Here is a 15,777-nt window from a genome sequence, read left to right on the forward strand (position 1 = left end):
AGTTAATGGATATTAGAAAAGCTTATTTAGACTTTTTTGCGTCAAAAGGACACGAGGTTATGCCAAGCTCACCGCTTGTGCCAGATGATGATAGTTTATTATTCACAAATGCCGGTATGGTGCCATTTAAAAGCATTTTTACAGGTGCGGTACCACGCCCAACTCCACCGATTCGCACGAGTTGCCAAACCTGCATTAGAGCAGGCGGCAAACACAACGACCTTGATAATGTCGGCTACACAGCGCGCCACCACACATTTTTTGAAATGCTTGGAAATTTCAGTTTCGGCGAGTATTTCAAAACAGATGCGATAGCCTACGCATGGGAGTTTGTAACCGAAATTTTAAAACTCCCAAAAGACAAACTATATGTTACCGTCCATGATAGCGATGATGAGGCGTTTGAAATTTGGTCACGCCATATCGCAAAAGAGCGAATTTATCGCTTCGGCGATCACGATAATTTCTGGGCTATGGGCGATACTGGACCTTGTGGGCCATGTAGCGAGATTTTTTACGATCAAGGAAGCGAGCATTTCCATAGCGATGAGGATTATATGGGCGGAGACGGCGATCGTTTCTTAGAAATTTGGAATTTAGTTTTTATGCAATACGAGCGAAGCGCAGACGGCAAACTCTCGCCACTTCCAAAACCATCAATCGACACAGGTATGGGTTTAGAGCGCGTAACAGCGATAAAAGAGGGTAAATTTAGCAATTACGATAGCTCGCTATTTATGCCATTAATCGGCGCAGTAGAAAAGCTATGTGGTAAAAAATACGAGTATGAAACTGGCGCGAGCTACCGCGTCATCGCAGATCATATCCGCTCTGTTACATTTTTACTAGCCCAAGGCACGAACTTTGATAGAGAGGGCAGAGGCTATGTGCTTAGAAGGATTTTACGCAGGGCGGTTAGACACGGATATTTGTTAGGTATAAAAGAGCCATTTATGTATAAGCTAGTCGATGATGTTTGCGCTAGTATGGGCTCTCACTATACATATTTAAACGAGAAAAAAGAGGCGGTAAAAGAGCTAGTAAAACTCGAAGAAGAGCGATTTTTCGCCACTTTGGCAAACGGAATCGAGCTATTTAACGAAGAATTAGCCAAAACCTCAGGCAATGTTTTCTCCGGCGATGTCGCATTTAAGCTCTATGATACTTATGGATTTCCGCTCGATCTCACAGCCGATATGCTAAGAGAGAAAAATCTTAAAGTCGATGAGGCTAAATTTGATGAGCTAATGGCGGAACAAAAACGCAGAGCCAAAGCCAGCTGGAAGGGCTCAGGAGATAAAGCACAAGCCAAAGGCGATTTCGCGCAACTTATCGAAAAATTTGGTAAAAATGAGTTTGTGGGGTATTCATGCCAAGAGAGTGAGGGTCGAATTTTAGCCCTTTTGGACGAGAATTTTAAAATTTGCGATAGTTTAGAGCCAGGACACACTGGCTGGGTAATGCTAGATATCACGCCATTTTACGCTACAAGTGGCGGTCAGTGCGCAGATACCGGCACAATTGAGAAAAGCGAGGTTATCGACACGCAAAAATTCTTTGATTTAAATTTATCTCAAATCAAAGTAAAAAGCCTGCTTAAAACCGGCGATCTCGTAAAATGCGTGGTAAGCGCAGGCAAAAGAGCGATGATAGCGCGTCATCACAGCGCGACACACCTGCTTCACGCTGCGCTAAGAGAGGTTTTGGGCGAGCATATCGCGCAGGCTGGATCGCTTGTAGAGGCAAACAGGCTTAGATTTGACTTTTCGCACCCAAAAGCGATGAGTAGCGAAGAGCTTGCCAAAGTCGAGCAAATCGTAAATCGCTGGATTAGTGCGGGTGCGCAGAATAAAACCGAAATTTTAGATATCGATGAGGCTAAAAAATCAGGCGCAATCGCACTTTTTGGCGAAAAATACGGCGCAAAAGTGCGCGTGGTAAGCTTTGGCGATGTAAGCAAGGAGCTTTGCGGTGGCACCCATGTCGAAAACATAAGCGAAATCGGAGCGTTTTTAATCTCAAAAGAGAGTGGCGTAAGTGCTGGCGTGCGTAGAATCGAGGCGATTTGTTCGCAAGAAGTGCTAAATTTCACGCTAAATTTAAGATCACAAATTAACGAAATCGAAGCTGAATTTAAAGGTGCAAACCCGGTAGAGGGCATTAAAAAGCTAAAAGATGAAATCAAAGGCTTAAAAGAAAAATTAAAACACGCAGGCGATCAAAAGTCTCTGCCTTGCCAAGAAATCTCAGGCGTGAAGCTTTGCGTAACAGTGGTAGAAAACGGCGAAATTAAAACCATGATTGATGAGTTTAAAAACGCGAACGAAAAGGCTGCGATTTTGCTAATGCAAGTGGGCGAAAATGATAAAATCACAGTCGCAGCCGGAGCGAAAAACGCCCCAATCAAGGCTGGCGAGTGGGTCAAGATGACGGCTCGAATTTTAGGAGGTAACGGCGGCGGACGCGATGATTTCGCTACTGCTGGCGGAAAAGATACTAGCATGGTTTCTAGCGCGCTAGCTGGGGCACTAGAATTTGCAAAAGGTAAGCTAGGTTGAACGAATTAGAAACGAGCTTTGCCAGAAGTGATCAAATTTTGCCCCTAATTCACATTTTAGGGGCGATTTGCTTTATTTGCGCGCATGTTTGCATTATCATGCTGATTCGAATTTTCAGCGATAAAACAGACATCACAAACTCAAATTTCGAAAAAATCAAATTTTATCTTTCGAAATTTAATCTTTTTTTCGGCTCGTTTTTTTTGATTATAATTGTGAGTGGATTTTTTCTAAGCATAGGCAACAACTTCAAATTCGCAGACCCTATGATAAATGCCGTAATCGTTACGCTGTGGGTTTTAGCGGTGTTTATTTTGATAAATTTTGGCTATGTTTATTTTAAATTTTACTCGTTTAAAAAGGCGCTTTTAGCAGGCGATAAATTCGAAGCTAGCGAGCATTTGATTATCATCGCTAGATATTTTGTCCCGCTAAATGTCGCTGTATCGGTGCTTTGCACCTATCTTTGTGTAGCGGTGGGTAGATTTTGATTTATTTGGTTTCATCTTCGCCGACAAGGGCGCAGATTTTGCGGGAGGCTGGGATAAAATTTGAGCAAATCAGCTTTGAATTTGACGAAAATGTAGGCGACATAGCCGATGCCAAAACATACGCTTACCGCGTGGCAAGTGCGAAAAAATCGCAGTTTTTAGCCAAAAACAAAAATGCAAAAAATTTGCTTTTTTGCGATAGCTCGGTTTTGGTAGGTGGCAAAATTTTAGGCAAAGCAAAGGACATTGGCCACGCAAGAGCTATGCTAAACGCCCAATCTGACGCTATTAGCGAGGTTTATACGGCGATGATTTTTGTGGGCGAGGGTTTTGAGATAAGCACGCTTTTGGTGGCTAGTTACAAATTCGCCAAATTTAGCGAGGCAGATTTAGAAGCGTATCTAAAAAGTGGCGATTGGCGCGGCAAAGCAGGGGCTATGAGTATCGAGGGATTTAACAAAAAATATATCCAAAGCTTTCGTGGCGATACTAGCACCGCTATGGGTTTAAATGTGGAAATTTTAAAAAGGTATTTAGATGGTAAGAATTTTATTTAGTTTTATTACGGTTTGTTTTTTCGCAGGGTGCGGTGTGTTTATGTATTTTTATACGCAAATTCGCCTAGAATCGAACTCTATTATTGATTATCACCCAGAGCTAACGACCAAAATTTACGATCGCAACGGCAACTTGCTTGCCAATATTTTCAACGAACAAAACCGCCTTTATACTAGATTTGACGAGATTCCAGGCCGTATGGTCGAAGCCCTAGTAGCTATCGAGGATACCGCGTTTTTCGAGCATCAGGGTATCAATACAGAGGCGATTTTTCGCGCGATTGTAAAAGATATAAAAGCGATGAAATTTGTGGAGGGAGCCTCTACTATCACGCAACAACTTGTCAAAAATTTGGTTTTATCTAGCGAAAAAAAGATAGATAGAAAAATCAAAGAGATGATTTTATCGCTAAAAATCGAAAACACCCTAAGCAAAGAGGAAATTTTAGAAAGATATTTTAACGAAGTGTATTTCGGGCACGGGTATTACGGCGTCAAAACCGCCGCGCTTGGGTATTTTAAAAAGGATTTAGCCGACCTTAGTATCAAAGAAATCGCCATTTTGGTGGGTTTGCCAAAAGCCCCTAGCCAGTATGACCCTACCAAGCACCTAGATTTGGCACTTTCTCGCGCAAACAATGTAATTTATCGTATGCACGAGCTTGGCTGGATAAACAAAACCGAGTATGAAATCGCAATGGCAGAAGAGCCGTTTGTCTATGATGAAACCCTAACCCAAAATGTCGCCCCATACGCAGTCGATGAGATCGTCAAAGAGGCTGAGAGACTGCTACCAGATGTGCGCACAGGCGGGTATAGAATCGAAACAAGCCTTGATTTAAAGGCGCAAGAAATGGCGCAAGAGGCGCTGATTTTTGGCTACAACGAAATTTTAAAACGCAACAAAGACGCAAATGCTAGCAATGTAAATGGCGCGATTATCGTTACGCACCCGCAAAATGGCGAAATTATCGCGCTTGTTGGCGGTGTGGATTATGCGAAGTCAAATTTCAACCGCGCTAGCCAAAGCAGACGCCAAACAGGGTCAAGCTTCAAGCCATTTATCTACCAAATCGCCCTAGATAGCGGGTATTCGACGATGACAGAGGTCCCTGATATCGCGCGCGAATTTGATGATGGAAGCAACAAAAGCTGGAAACCGAAAAACTACGATAGCACATACAGTGGCTATATCACGATAAAAGAGGCCTTGCAACGCTCTCGCAACCTCGCTTCGATAAATTTAATGCAATCAATCGGCATTGAGCGCACGATTCGCAAACTAAACGAATACGGCTTTAAAAATGTCCCGCCAGCGCTGTCTGTGGCGATCGGAAGTTACGGCATTTCGCCACTTGAATACTCGACTATGTATTCGATGTTTCCTGGTCTTGGCATTAGCACAAAGTCTAAATTCATCACCGCAATCACCGATAATAACGGCACTACGCACTATATCGAGCCTGAGCGCAGACGCATTTTGCGCCCAGAACAGGCGTATTTGATGACAACGCTAATGAAAAACATCGTCCAGCGAGGAACTGGCACCAGAGCGCGCGTGCAAGGCATCGAGATTGCTGGCAAAACAGGCACTTCAAACGATAGCATTGACGCGTGGTTTTGCGGATTTACGCCTGATTTGCAAATCATTGTTTGGTATGGAAACGACGATTACAAGCCTATGCGCAAGGTAGAAGGTGGCGGTAGAACAGCTGCGCCTGTGTTTGCGAAATTTTTGGAAAATTATCTTAAAGAATACCCGCAAGCTAAACGAAATTTCAGCGTCCCAAGTGGCGTATTTACCCGTAGATACGGCGCTGGCGATGAGTATTACACCAAAATTTCCCCACTTCCAAGAAGGGTTGAAACAAACGCAGAAGACGGGCTGATGTTTTAGGGCGAAATTGCTGTCATTGCGAGCTTTCACAGAAAGCGAAGCAATCTACGAGCAAAAATCACCAAAACGCAAATTCCATGTCATTGCGAGGCGTGATAACGCCGAAGCAATCCAGAAAAATTTAAAGTAAAATTCTACTTAAATTTAGCATTGAACGATTTTTTAAATTTTAAGCGAAATTTGAAATTCTCTGTAAGGGGGATGGCGCGCTTTTTAGGAGACGCTACCCTCCCCCTTACCAACCCCCACCCCTGTAAAACCTTAGAAGTGGCTAAATTTAAAGCTTCGCTTTAAATTTAGCTGATTTTATTTTTACGGAAATGCTTCGCATTTCTCGCAATGACAAATCAGGCGTAAAATTTGGCAAATTTCACGCTAAATTCCGCTATTTTATCACCTCTTTCATCTCTTTTATCGCATTTTCAAGCCCTACGAAAATCGCGCGCGAAATGATACTTTGACCGATATTTACGAGCGAAATTTCGCTGTTTTTTACGAGCGCAGAGACATTTTGATAGTTCAGACCCCCGCCAGCAGTTACATTCATACCTAGCCCCTTGGCATACGCGCTCATGTGGCGAAGCTTGGAGATTTCATCTTTTAACATCGATTTTAGCGTATCAAGCGGGAGATTATACGCCTTTATCGCATGTGGCGTAAAAGCCAAATTTGACCTAATCGTCGCAAACAGCGCAGAGTATGTGCCGGTGCGAAGCTCGATCGAGCGGACATTAAAATCATTTGCCATGTCGATTACTTCGCGCACAGGCTCGATAAACAGCCCCACACGCACGCCCGAGTGTTGCAAAAACTCGATATCACTCGCGATTTGCTCAGAGTGCAGATTTAGCCCACAATCCTCGCCAGAGTGCGGCACTAGCGTGATACGATATGGTTTAGCCTTGACCAAAATCTCCAAAAGCTCGCTCCCGCCGCTACACTCGACATTTACAGGCACCTTTGAGTGGCGCACGATATCGGCGATATCATCTTCGTTGATATGGCGTCGATCCTCGTGCAAATGAAGTGTGATTTGATTTGCACCTGCGCTGATTGCGGTGTAAGCCGCCATCAAGATATCGGGGTCGTTCATCGCCCGCGCCTCGCGCAGAACCGCGACATGATCGATATTTACTCCAAGTAGCATTTTAACTCCTAAGAAAATTTTCGCTATTATAACCAAAAAAGGTAAGGAGAAATTTATGGTTTTAGGCTTTGATTTGGGCTCGAATACACTGCGCGCATGCGTGATGAAGCCAGCCAAAACGGGCTTTGAGATAGTTAAATCTAGCGAGCGCATAGTCGGCTCGGCTAGGGGATTAGTGGCAAACAAACCTTTGCAAACAGACGCCAAAGAGCGTATTTTGCGGGCTTTGGGCGAAATTTTAGAGGAACTTTCGGATTTGATTTATGAGCGAAATTTGGATTTTGAAAATACTAGCGCGCGAAATTTTAAAAATGCCAAATTTAGCCTGCCTTACGCCGCTGTGGCGACGGAAGCCTTTCGAGTCGCCAGCGATAGCGTAGAATTTTTCGAAAAACTTTACAAAGAATTTTGCGTAAAATTTAGCATAATCGACGGCGAAATAGAGACAAATTTGACTAGGCTTGGTATCGAAAACAGACTTCAAATTTTAGGTATCAAAGCGCAAAATGCCGTCAGTATCGACCTCGGTGGGGCTAGCACAGAGATAAGCAGTGCTGAATTTGGACAAAGCTTTAAATTTGGCATTGTGAGATTTTGCAACGAAAATCCCGGAATTTTACAAAATTTTAATTACGCCAAATTTAGCCAAATCGCAAACGAGCAGACAAGAAGCGCAAGGGAGTTTTTGCGCAGTTTTGGTGCAGGAAAAATCGTGCTCACAAGTGGTGTGCCAACCACGATAAGCGCCCTTAAATTGGGAATTTGTGCCAAAGATTACGACGCAGGCAAAATCAATGGAAGCGTTTTGAGATTTAGCGATTTTGCTGGGGCGATAGGGCAAATTTTGAAATTCTCAAAGCGCGAAGCCGATGAAGCAATGGGCGAAAATAGGGCGGAAGTTATCGTGGCTGGGGCGCTACTTTTAGAGGCGATTTTGAGCGATTTTAGCGGTAGTGGCGCAGATTTTATCGTCGTTGATGATGGATTACGAGAGGGCGTGTGTATAAATTTAATGCAAAATTTGGCGATTAAGAATTAAATTTTAAATCCAAAAATAGTATCATACCCAAATTTTATCAAGGAGAAAAAATGGTAAGAGAGCAAATTTTAGAAGATATCAAAACCTCTATGAAATCCGGTGATACGGTGCGTAGAGACGCTTTGCGTATGCTAAATTCTACGCTTAAACAAATCGAAGTTGATGAGAGAATTACTTTAAGCGATGAGAGGGTTTTTAGTGTTTTGCAAACCGAAATCAAGCGCAGAAACGAAAGCGCGGCGCAATACAAAGCTGGCGGGCGCGATGATTTGGCGCAAAAAGAGCTTAGCGAGGCTGAAATTATCGGCGCGTATCTGCCAAAACAGCTTAGCGATGACGAGCTTAGCGCGGCTTTGGGCGCACTGCTTAGCGAACTTGGCGCAACGAGTGCCAAAGATATGGGGCGCGTGATGAAAGCCGCAAAAGAAAAATTCGGCGCTAGTGTCGATGGCAAACGCCTAAGTGAAGCGGTAAAATCGGCTTTAAACTGAAATTTAAAATTCAAAATTTAGGCTAAAATTTAAGCAAAATTTTAGCCTAAAACTATTGACAAAAAATCAAATTTTGCATATAATCTAGCACTCAAAGATACAGAGTGACAACTTTTAGAAAATCAAAACTAATTTAGAAAGGACGAAAATGAATTTTCAACCACTTGGAAAACGCGTTTTAATCGAGCGCGAGGAAGAGACCAAAACCACAGCTAGCGGTATCATTATCCCAGATAACGCTTCAAAAGAGAAGCCATCAACTGGCAAAATCGTGGCTGTCGGCACAGAGTGCGATAGCGTAAAACTTGGCGATGTTGTAGCGTTCGCAAAATACGCTGGCGCGGATATCACAATCGATGATAAGAAATATCTTATCTTAAATTTAGAAGATGTTTTAGGAATACTTAAATAAAAGGAATCAAAATGGCAAAAGAAATTTTTTTCTCAGACGAAGCTAGAAACAAACTTTACTCAGGCGTAAAAAAACTAAACGACGCAGTTAAGGTTACAATGGGACCAAGAGGTAGAAATGTGCTTATCCAAAAAAGCTTTGGCGCACCTGCTATCACAAAAGACGGCGTAAGCGTAGCAAAAGAGATCGAGCTTAAAGACACTCTCGAAAATATGGGTGCAAGCTTGGTTAGAGAGGTAGCAAGCAAAACTAACGACGAGGCAGGCGATGGCACAACTACTGCGACCGTGCTAGCTCACGCGATTTTCAAAGAGGGCTTACGCAATGTAACAGCTGGCGCAAATCCTATCGAAGTAAAACGCGGTATGGATAAATTTAGCGCAGCCGTAATCGAAGAGCTAAAAAAATCTGCAAAAGCAGTAAGTGGCAAAAAAGAGATTGCCCAAGTCGCTACAATCTCAGCTAACAACGATGAGAGCGTGGGTGATTTGATTTCTGAGGCTATGGAAAAGGTCGGCAAAGACGGCGTAATCACAGTCGAAGAAGCAAAATCAATCAACGACGAGCTAAATGTGGTCGAGGGTATGCAGTTCGACAGAGGCTATCTAAGCCCATATTTCATCACAAACCCTGAAAAAATGCTAGTGGAGCTTAGCTCACCGCTAATTTTACTTTTCGATAAAAAAATTACAAATTTAAAAGATTTGCTTCCGGTTTTAGAGCAAGTGCAAAAAACAGGCAAACCACTTCTAATCATCGCAGAGGATATCGAGGGCGAAGCGCTTGCGACTTTGGTCGTAAATAAACTTCGTGGCGTGCTAAACATTTCAGCCGTAAAAGCCCCTGGATTTGGCGATAGAAGAAAGGCAATGCTAGAAGATATCGCTATCCTTACAGGCGGAACAGTCGTAAGCGAAGAGCTAGGCAGAACGCTAGAAAGCGCAAATATGGCTGATCTTGGTCAGGCTGAGCGTATCGTAATCGACAAAGACAACACTACAATCGTAAATGGTGTAGGCGAAAAAAGTGCAATCGACGCTAGAATCGCGCAAATCAAAGCTCAAATTTTAGAGACAACAAGCGATTATGATAAAGAAAAATTACAAGAACGCCTTGCAAAACTAAGCGGTGGCGTAGCCGTAATCAAAGTAGGCGCAGCAACCGAAACAGAGATGAAAGAGAAAAAAGATCGCGTCGATGACGCCCTAAATGCGACAAAAGCAGCTGTCGAGGAAGGTATCGTAATCGGCGGTGGCGCTGCGCTAATCAAAGCTAGCAAAAATGTCAGCCTAGATTTAAGTGGCGATCAAAAAATCGGCGCAGATATCGTCAAACGCGCACTTTACGCTCCACTTCGCCAAATCGTAGAAAACGCTGGATATGACGCAGGCGTAATCGCAAACGCAGTCGAAAACGCAAGCGATGAGGCGCAAGGCTTCAACGCTGCAAGTGGTGAATTTACAAATATGTATAGCGCTGGAATCATTGATCCGCTAAAAGTAGAGCGCGTAGCTTTGCAAAATGCAGTTTCAGTCGCTAGCATGCTACTAACCACAGAAGCGACAGTCAGCGAAATCAAAGAGGACAAACCAGCTCTTCCACCAATGCCAGATATGGGTGGCATGGGCGGTATGGGCGGTATGATGTAAGCTTGCCTAGCGCAAATTTAAGAGGGGCAATTCCCTCTTAAATTTGCAAAATTTATTCTATTTCTCGCCATAATCTTATTAAATTTTTAATTCTTTTTTTGTAAAATCAAGGCTTTTTAAAAGGAGAAAATATGAGAAGTCAAATTTTAAATTCCTTTGTTATTTTTGCCGTTTGTTTAGGGCTAGCAGGGTGTGTCCAAAACAAGCCAAAACCGCGCGTGGAGCCATATCCGATAGTCAAAGACAGCTCCAAACAACCGCCTAAAAAAACAAAAAGAGTTAAGAAAAAACAAAACGCCTCTAAACAAGATAGCACGAAAAAACCTATCGCGCAAAATTCAGAGAAGCGTTGGGTTGTAGATATCGACTCTCTAAAAAGAGAAGAACCGCCAGCTACGGAAAAAAAGCCAAAGGTGGATAATGGCACTCCTCGCAAATACACTGTCCCGGTAGAGTAAATTTAGGCTAAGCGATGAAACGAGTAGAGCGAGTAGAACAAATGAGCGAGATTTTAGCAAAAGTGCAAAAGTTCCTAGATGCATTTGAACTCGCCCTTGATGAGTATAAAAATTCGCAAAAACTTATCAAAAAACTTAGCAGATATTATTCTAGTAAAATTTGGCTAAGTGATTACGAGGCCGATGAAAGCGGTAAAATACCGCGCGAAATAGGTGAGGGGAAAAGCCTTCGTGCGATCAATCGCGGTGCGCTAAGCGAAGATGGGATTTACAACGCTATTTGGCTAAACAAACGCCTAGCGCGCGATATGAAAAAATTATCAAATTTGATTTGTAAGGAATAAAAATGAACAAAAAATATGTTTTTATCTTGGTTTTACTAGCGCTCTGCGCTGTGGGAGCGCTTTTAGGCGTGGCTAAAAAAGACGAGCTTAAATGCTACGCAAAAGATGCTCAAAGCTGCCTAAATGTCGGTATGAAATACTTCGAAAACAGCCATGACCCAGTAGCGCAAAAGTATTTCAAAAAATCTTGTGATTTAAAAAGCGCGTATGCATGCTACAATCTAGGCGTTATGTTTGACAACGGCTTTGGCGTGGCTAAAATGGAGCCAGAGGCGATTAGGTATTATACCAAGGCCTGCGATAGTGGCTACGCCCCAGCATGTGTAAATTTAAGCTACATTTACTACGACAGCTTAGTTTATAGCAACACAACCCAAGCTATCGAATTAGCCAAAAAAGCCTGCGATTTAGGCGAGGGAAGTGGGTGCTATAATCTAGGCTTTTATTATCTAAATGCTAACGGATATCGCAAAGACATACCAGAGGCCATAGCTAGCTACGAAAAAGCCTGCGATCTAAACTACTCCCCAGCGTGCAGACTAATCGGAAATATGTTTGCCAAAGGCGAGTATTTGCAACAAAACAATCAAAAAGCCATAGCTTTTCACCAAAAAGCCTGCTCTCTTGGCAACGAAAAAAGTTGCGCACTCTTTAAAAAACAATAAATTTAGCTAAATTTTCTGGCGTTAAATTTGCAAATTTAACGCCAAATTTATCTTTTAAATTTCACTACTTCGCTTAAATTTTCATTGAGTTTGGTTGTATTTTCTACGCTAAAATTCGACAATTTTATCGCGTCAATGCGCTTTTGCAAAAGCGGGTGCGATTCAAAAAGATTGATGAAGGTATCGCTATCACCAAGCTTTTTTGCGCTAGCGAAAAACTCATCTGCACCGCCAATGTGCCCATAAGCGCAGTTTAAAATCCTAAGCGCCTCGCTATCGGCAGCGGCTTCTTGCGAGCGCGAGTATTTGCCAGCAATCGCTCCGCCTAGAATTTGGCTTAGTCTCTCATCGCTAAAACCGAACAAAATCGCCATTACAGCGCCATTTCCTAGACCTTTTATGTGATCGCGGTGCTTAAAATGCGCTAGCTCGTGAGCTAAAACAAAGGCTAGCCCATTTTCGCTTTTAATATGCGAAAAAAGCCCGGTATTGACCGTGAGTGCGCCATTTAGGGCTGCGCTTGCGTTTGGAATTTTGCTTTCGTTTATCACGATGAAATATTCGTTTTTGACCTTGGCGCATGAATTTAGCCGTGAGGTTAGGGTGCGAATTTGTCTGACAAGCCTCTCGTGTTTTGGCTCGATTACACGCTCGCTTTCACTGGCTTTGAAAATTTTATACTCTTTGCCCTCTGGGATAAATTTCACAGCCACGCCCACGAAAATATTTAGCGCGAAAAACACACACGCGATAATTGCGACAAGCCCCACGCCAAGGGCTAGGAAATTTATAGCATGATTTTCTTTGGAATAATTTTGCTCGCCCTCGTTTTGCGAGGGAATAAATTTAGCCATTGAGTGTTGCCTGTTTTGGCTCTTTGGCGTAATAAATCGCCGTAGCGTAAGCTAGGATTTCCACGCTTCCGACATTTTTCGTGGTTTGGTTTATCGAGCTTGTTTCTATGCGTAAATTTATAATCTCGTCCGCGCCTAGCGCCTTTTCTTTCAGCCTAATCACAGCCTCGCGTCTAGCGCGGTCTAGCAGGCTTTCATACGGCACGACATCGCCACCGAAAAAATTTATCACGCTGGCGTAAATTCGCTTGAAATAATCAATACTTATAACCACATTTCCGCTTACAAATCTCACCCTTTCGATTTTGCCCGAATTTAGCAATGGGTGTTTTGAGTTTGTGGTGGGTATGTGTAAAAACAGAGCCTCTTTTTTGCGAATTCTAGCGAAATGGCGCACCTCAGCTTGCTTGCCAAAGATATATCCAACCCCAAGCAAAATGAGAAATATTATGATATCGCTCATAGCTTACCTTGCCAAAACTGCCGTGCCATAGACATAAATTTCACTCGCACCAGCCGCAACCGAGCTAGTGGAAAATCGCAAATTTACAATCGCATTTGCCCCCATGGCTCTGGCCTGAGAGCACATACGCTCGATTGCTTGTTCGCGCGATTCTTCGAGTAGCTCGGTATATCCTACTAACTCGCCACCTACGATATTTTTCAGGCTCGCCATGATATCGCGTCCGAAGTGCTTAGCTCTGACTGTGCTTCCACTCACCACACCGAAAACCTGCTCGATCTCACGCCCTGGGATTGTCTCTGTATTTACCAAAGTCATCATAAGTGAATTTTTAAAATTTGCCATATTTTCTCCCAAATTTTACAAAATTTGCGAAATTTTAAATTTCGCAAATTTAGCTTATTTATAATTTTTCACAAATTCTGCTATGCGCGCGATTCCCTCTTTTATCTCGTCCATTGAGCAAGCATAACTAATCCTAAAATGCTCGTCCATACCAAATCCCACGCCCGGCACGGTCGCCACGAGCGCCTCATCTAGCAATTTTGTGCAAAATTTCATGCTATCTTTTTCTACGCCCCCGCAGTTGATAAATAGATAAAACGCGCCATCAGGTTTGACTACGCTAAGACCCTCTATCGCATTTATCACATCTACGGCGTAATCACGGCGTTTTTGATACTCTTTATTCATCATAGCGATATATTCATCAGCCTTGCCTTCTAGCACAGCCACGGCACCTGCTTGGACTATGCTTGAAATATTGCTCGTGCTTTGGCTTTGAAGTTTTTTCATAGCTTTGTTTAGCTCGTCGTTCGCGCACGCTGTATAACCAAATCTCCACCCAGGCATTGCGCCACATTTGCTAAGGCCATTTACGGTGATAGTGCGATTAAACATATCATCACTAATACTTGCACAAGCTACAAATTCTTTATCAAAAATGATTTTTTCGTAAATTTCATCTGCAATTACAATAATATCCGTGCCTTTTAGCACCTCAGCAATCGCAATTAACTCATCTTTGCTATACACAGCTCCTGCTGGATTTGACGGAGAGCAAAGGCTAAGCGCTTTCGTGCGTGGAGTGATAGCTGCTTTTAATTCATCTGCTGTGATTTTGTATTTATTTTCTGGTTTGGTATCGATTATGACAGGTTTGCCGCCGCAAAATTTAACAATCTCAGGATATGTTACCCAAAATGGCGCTGGCACAATAACCTCGTCGCCATCATCTATCAAACATGAAAAAATATTAAAAAGCGAGTGTTTAGCCCCTACATTTGTGATAATTTGGCTAGGTTTGTAATCCAGGCCATTATCTCGTTTTAATTTTAGTGCGACTGCGTTTAGAATTTCAGCTGTGCCAGGTATTGGTGTGTATTTACCGCAGCCCTTAGCCATAGCCTCTATTACGGCATTTTTCGCCACCTCGGCAGTATCGAAATCAGGCTCACCTGCGCTAAAAATAATCACATCTTTTCCACTAGCTTTAAGCTCTTTTGCGCGTGTGCTAATGGCGATTGTTAGGCTTTCGCTTAGTCTGTTTATGCGTGAAGCAAGTTTCATTTTTTCTCCTTTTGATTTGATTTTAAGCACTCATATATCATCTCTTTGACGCTGAAAGTTTCGTCTTTGCCTTCATAGTTTGCGGTATTATAAATATCACTTATCTTGCAATCATCTTCACCGCACTCTAATTTATAGATTATTTTTTGACTTTCTGGCGTCCAACCTTTGCAAATTTGCTCCACCTCTACATCGCCAAATTTTAAAATTTCAAATTTATATTCTGGGTTATCGCAAACATCTTGCCCAGAGATTGTAGGAGCATAATCTAGGCAACCAATCTCTCCGTTTGCGAATTCCTCATCTTTCAAAAATGCGATTTTTAAAGAATTTGTGCAAATTTCGCCACAAATTTTATCAAAATTTTCTTGATTTTGATATATTTTTTTAACTGTTTCTATTTTAAGATTATCAAATTCCCCAGCGTTTAACGCACCGCAAATTCCAAGCAAAATCAAAATTTTTCTCATTATTCCCCCTGTTATTTGAGTGATTTTAGATAGTTTTCATACTCTTGGTTGATCTCTTTTTCTTTGTCGCAGAGATTTTTATCGCCATTTTGTATGCAATCTTCTAAAATTTCAATTCGTTTGATTAGATATTTCATCAGCTCTTTGTTGATATCTGGGAGTTTGTTATGCGCTAGCGGATCGCTGTCGCACTCGCCTAAAATCCTAGCTGGCACGCCTACGGCTGTGGAGTTTGCGGGGACATCTTTTATCACGACAGAATTTGCGCCGATTTTAGAGTGCGCTCCGATTGTGATATTGCCTAAAATTTTCGCCCCAGCTCCCACGACTACGCCATTTTCTAGGGTAGGGTGCCTTTTGCCTTTTTCCAAGCTAACGCCACCTAGGGTTACATTTTGATAAATCAAACAATTATCGCCGACAATCGCTGTCTCGCCGATGACCAAACCAGCCGCATGGTCGAAAAACACGCCACTGCCGATTTTCGCCCCTGGGTTGATATCCACAGCGGTGATTAAGCGTGTAATACCAGAGATTATGCGCGCAATAAGTCGAAATTTGCGCTCATAAAACCAGTGCGCGAAACGATAATTGATCAGCGCCCACACACCCGGATAGCAAAAAATCACCTCAAATACGCTATTGCATGCCGGATCTTGGCGAGATGGCTCGGTGAAATCGTGTTTTATAGTTTGCCAAAAAGTCATAATCCC

The 15,777-nt window shown here is 42.7% G+C and carries 18 protein-coding genes; 11 read left to right on the top strand and 7 right to left on the bottom strand.

Translation table 11 applies throughout. The annotated features are described in order from the left end of the window. Window positions 1-5 precede the first annotated feature (5 nt). The 4 genes from alaS to OFO00_RS04310 are packed head-to-tail and all read left to right on the top strand — an operon-like array spanning window position 6 to window position 5,503. A complete protein-coding gene (gene alaS, locus OFO00_RS04295; RefSeq protein WP_270865017.1) occupies window positions 6-2,558 on the top strand; it encodes an alanine--tRNA ligase in 2,553 nt (850 codons plus the stop codon). Beyond that, on the top strand, window positions 2,555-3,049 hold the full coding sequence (locus OFO00_RS04300) for a hypothetical protein (RefSeq protein WP_270858886.1): 495 nt from the start codon (window positions 2,555-2,557) through the stop codon (window positions 3,047-3,049). The genes alaS and OFO00_RS04300 overlap by 4 nt, the downstream gene beginning before the upstream one ends. Continuing rightward, window positions 3,046-3,606 (top strand): septum formation inhibitor Maf, encoded by a 561-nt coding sequence (maf, locus tag OFO00_RS04305; RefSeq protein ID WP_270865018.1) that lies wholly within the window; start codon window positions 3,046-3,048, stop codon window positions 3,604-3,606. The genes OFO00_RS04300 and maf overlap by 4 nt, the downstream gene beginning before the upstream one ends. After that, entirely contained in the window at window positions 3,587-5,503 is a 1,917-nt protein-coding gene (locus OFO00_RS04310) for a transglycosylase domain-containing protein (protein ID WP_270865019.1), read from the top strand. The genes maf and OFO00_RS04310 overlap by 20 nt, the downstream gene beginning before the upstream one ends. Before the next feature lie 385 nt (window positions 5,504-5,888). On the opposite strand, the gene OFO00_RS04315 is transcribed toward OFO00_RS04310, so the two are convergent. Next, window positions 5,889-6,650, bottom strand: coding sequence for a pyridoxine 5'-phosphate synthase (locus OFO00_RS04315; protein ID WP_270865020.1), 762 nt, complete (start codon window positions 6,648-6,650; stop codon window positions 5,889-5,891). Between the two features lie 55 nt (window positions 6,651-6,705). Between OFO00_RS04315 and OFO00_RS04320 the strand changes: the two genes are divergently transcribed. From OFO00_RS04320 to OFO00_RS04350, 7 genes are all read left to right on the top strand, one after another. Further along, window positions 6,706-7,689, top strand: a complete 984-nt coding sequence (locus OFO00_RS04320) for a Ppx/GppA phosphatase family protein (protein ID WP_270865021.1) — start codon at window positions 6,706-6,708, stop codon at window positions 7,687-7,689. Window positions 7,690-7,739: 50 nt separating this feature from the next. Then, window positions 7,740-8,180, top strand: a complete 441-nt coding sequence (locus tag OFO00_RS04325; RefSeq protein ID WP_270865022.1) for a GatB/YqeY domain-containing protein — start codon at window positions 7,740-7,742, stop codon at window positions 8,178-8,180. Between the two features lie 148 nt (window positions 8,181-8,328). Continuing rightward, window positions 8,329-8,592 carry a co-chaperone GroES gene (gene groES, locus OFO00_RS04330; protein WP_270858878.1) on the top strand — a complete coding sequence of 88 codons (264 nt, stop codon included), beginning with the start codon at window positions 8,329-8,331 and terminating at the stop codon, window positions 8,590-8,592. 11 nt (window positions 8,593-8,603) lie between these two features. Then, complete coding sequence (groL, locus tag OFO00_RS04335) at window positions 8,604-10,241, top strand: chaperonin GroEL (RefSeq protein WP_270861706.1); 1,638 nt, start codon at window positions 8,604-8,606, stop codon at window positions 10,239-10,241. A gap of 131 nt (window positions 10,242-10,372) precedes the next feature. Then, window positions 10,373-10,699 carry a hypothetical protein gene (locus OFO00_RS04340; RefSeq protein WP_270865023.1) on the top strand — a complete coding sequence of 109 codons (327 nt, stop codon included), beginning with the start codon at window positions 10,373-10,375 and terminating at the stop codon, window positions 10,697-10,699. Between the two features lie 14 nt (window positions 10,700-10,713). Further along, on the top strand, window positions 10,714-11,043 hold the full coding sequence (locus OFO00_RS04345; RefSeq protein ID WP_270865024.1) for a DUF4298 domain-containing protein: 330 nt from the start codon (window positions 10,714-10,716) through the stop codon (window positions 11,041-11,043). A 2-nt stretch (window positions 11,044-11,045) separates the two neighbouring features. Continuing rightward, window positions 11,046-11,708, top strand: coding sequence for a tetratricopeptide repeat protein (locus OFO00_RS04350; RefSeq protein ID WP_270865025.1), 663 nt, complete (start codon window positions 11,046-11,048; stop codon window positions 11,706-11,708). 47 nt (window positions 11,709-11,755) lie between these two features. On the opposite strand, the gene OFO00_RS04355 is transcribed toward OFO00_RS04350, so the two are convergent. From OFO00_RS04355 to cysE, 6 genes are read right to left on the bottom strand one after another with little or no spacing between them, the layout of a single operon-like run. Beyond that, window positions 11,756-12,562 carry a M48 family metallopeptidase gene (locus tag OFO00_RS04355; protein ID WP_270865026.1) on the bottom strand — a complete coding sequence of 269 codons (807 nt, stop codon included), beginning with the start codon at window positions 12,560-12,562 and terminating at the stop codon, window positions 11,756-11,758. Continuing rightward, window positions 12,555-13,025 (bottom strand): YbjQ family protein, encoded by a 471-nt coding sequence (locus OFO00_RS04360; RefSeq protein ID WP_270865027.1) that lies wholly within the window; start codon window positions 13,023-13,025, stop codon window positions 12,555-12,557. Before OFO00_RS04360 ends, OFO00_RS04355 begins: the two co-directional genes overlap by 8 nt. 3 nt (window positions 13,026-13,028) lie before the next feature. Then, window positions 13,029-13,370: a YbjQ family protein gene (locus tag OFO00_RS04365; protein WP_270865028.1), complete on the bottom strand. Its 342-nt coding sequence runs from the start codon at window positions 13,368-13,370 to the stop codon at window positions 13,029-13,031. 54 nt (window positions 13,371-13,424) lie between these two features. Then, window positions 13,425-14,594 carry a pyridoxal phosphate-dependent aminotransferase gene (locus tag OFO00_RS04370; protein WP_270865029.1) on the bottom strand — a complete coding sequence of 390 codons (1,170 nt, stop codon included), beginning with the start codon at window positions 14,592-14,594 and terminating at the stop codon, window positions 13,425-13,427. Continuing rightward, entirely contained in the window at window positions 14,591-15,064 is a 474-nt protein-coding gene (locus OFO00_RS04375) for a hypothetical protein (RefSeq protein WP_270865030.1), read from the bottom strand. Before OFO00_RS04375 ends, OFO00_RS04370 begins: the two co-directional genes overlap by 4 nt. 11 nt (window positions 15,065-15,075) lie before the next feature. After that, a complete protein-coding gene (gene cysE, locus OFO00_RS04380; protein WP_270858868.1) occupies window positions 15,076-15,771 on the bottom strand; it encodes a serine O-acetyltransferase in 696 nt (231 codons plus the stop codon). Window positions 15,772-15,777 lie beyond the last annotated feature (6 nt).

This window comes from Campylobacter sp. VBCF_04 NA7 (assembly GCF_027737405.1).
GTDB lineage: Bacteria > Campylobacterota > Campylobacteria > Campylobacterales > Campylobacteraceae > Campylobacter_B.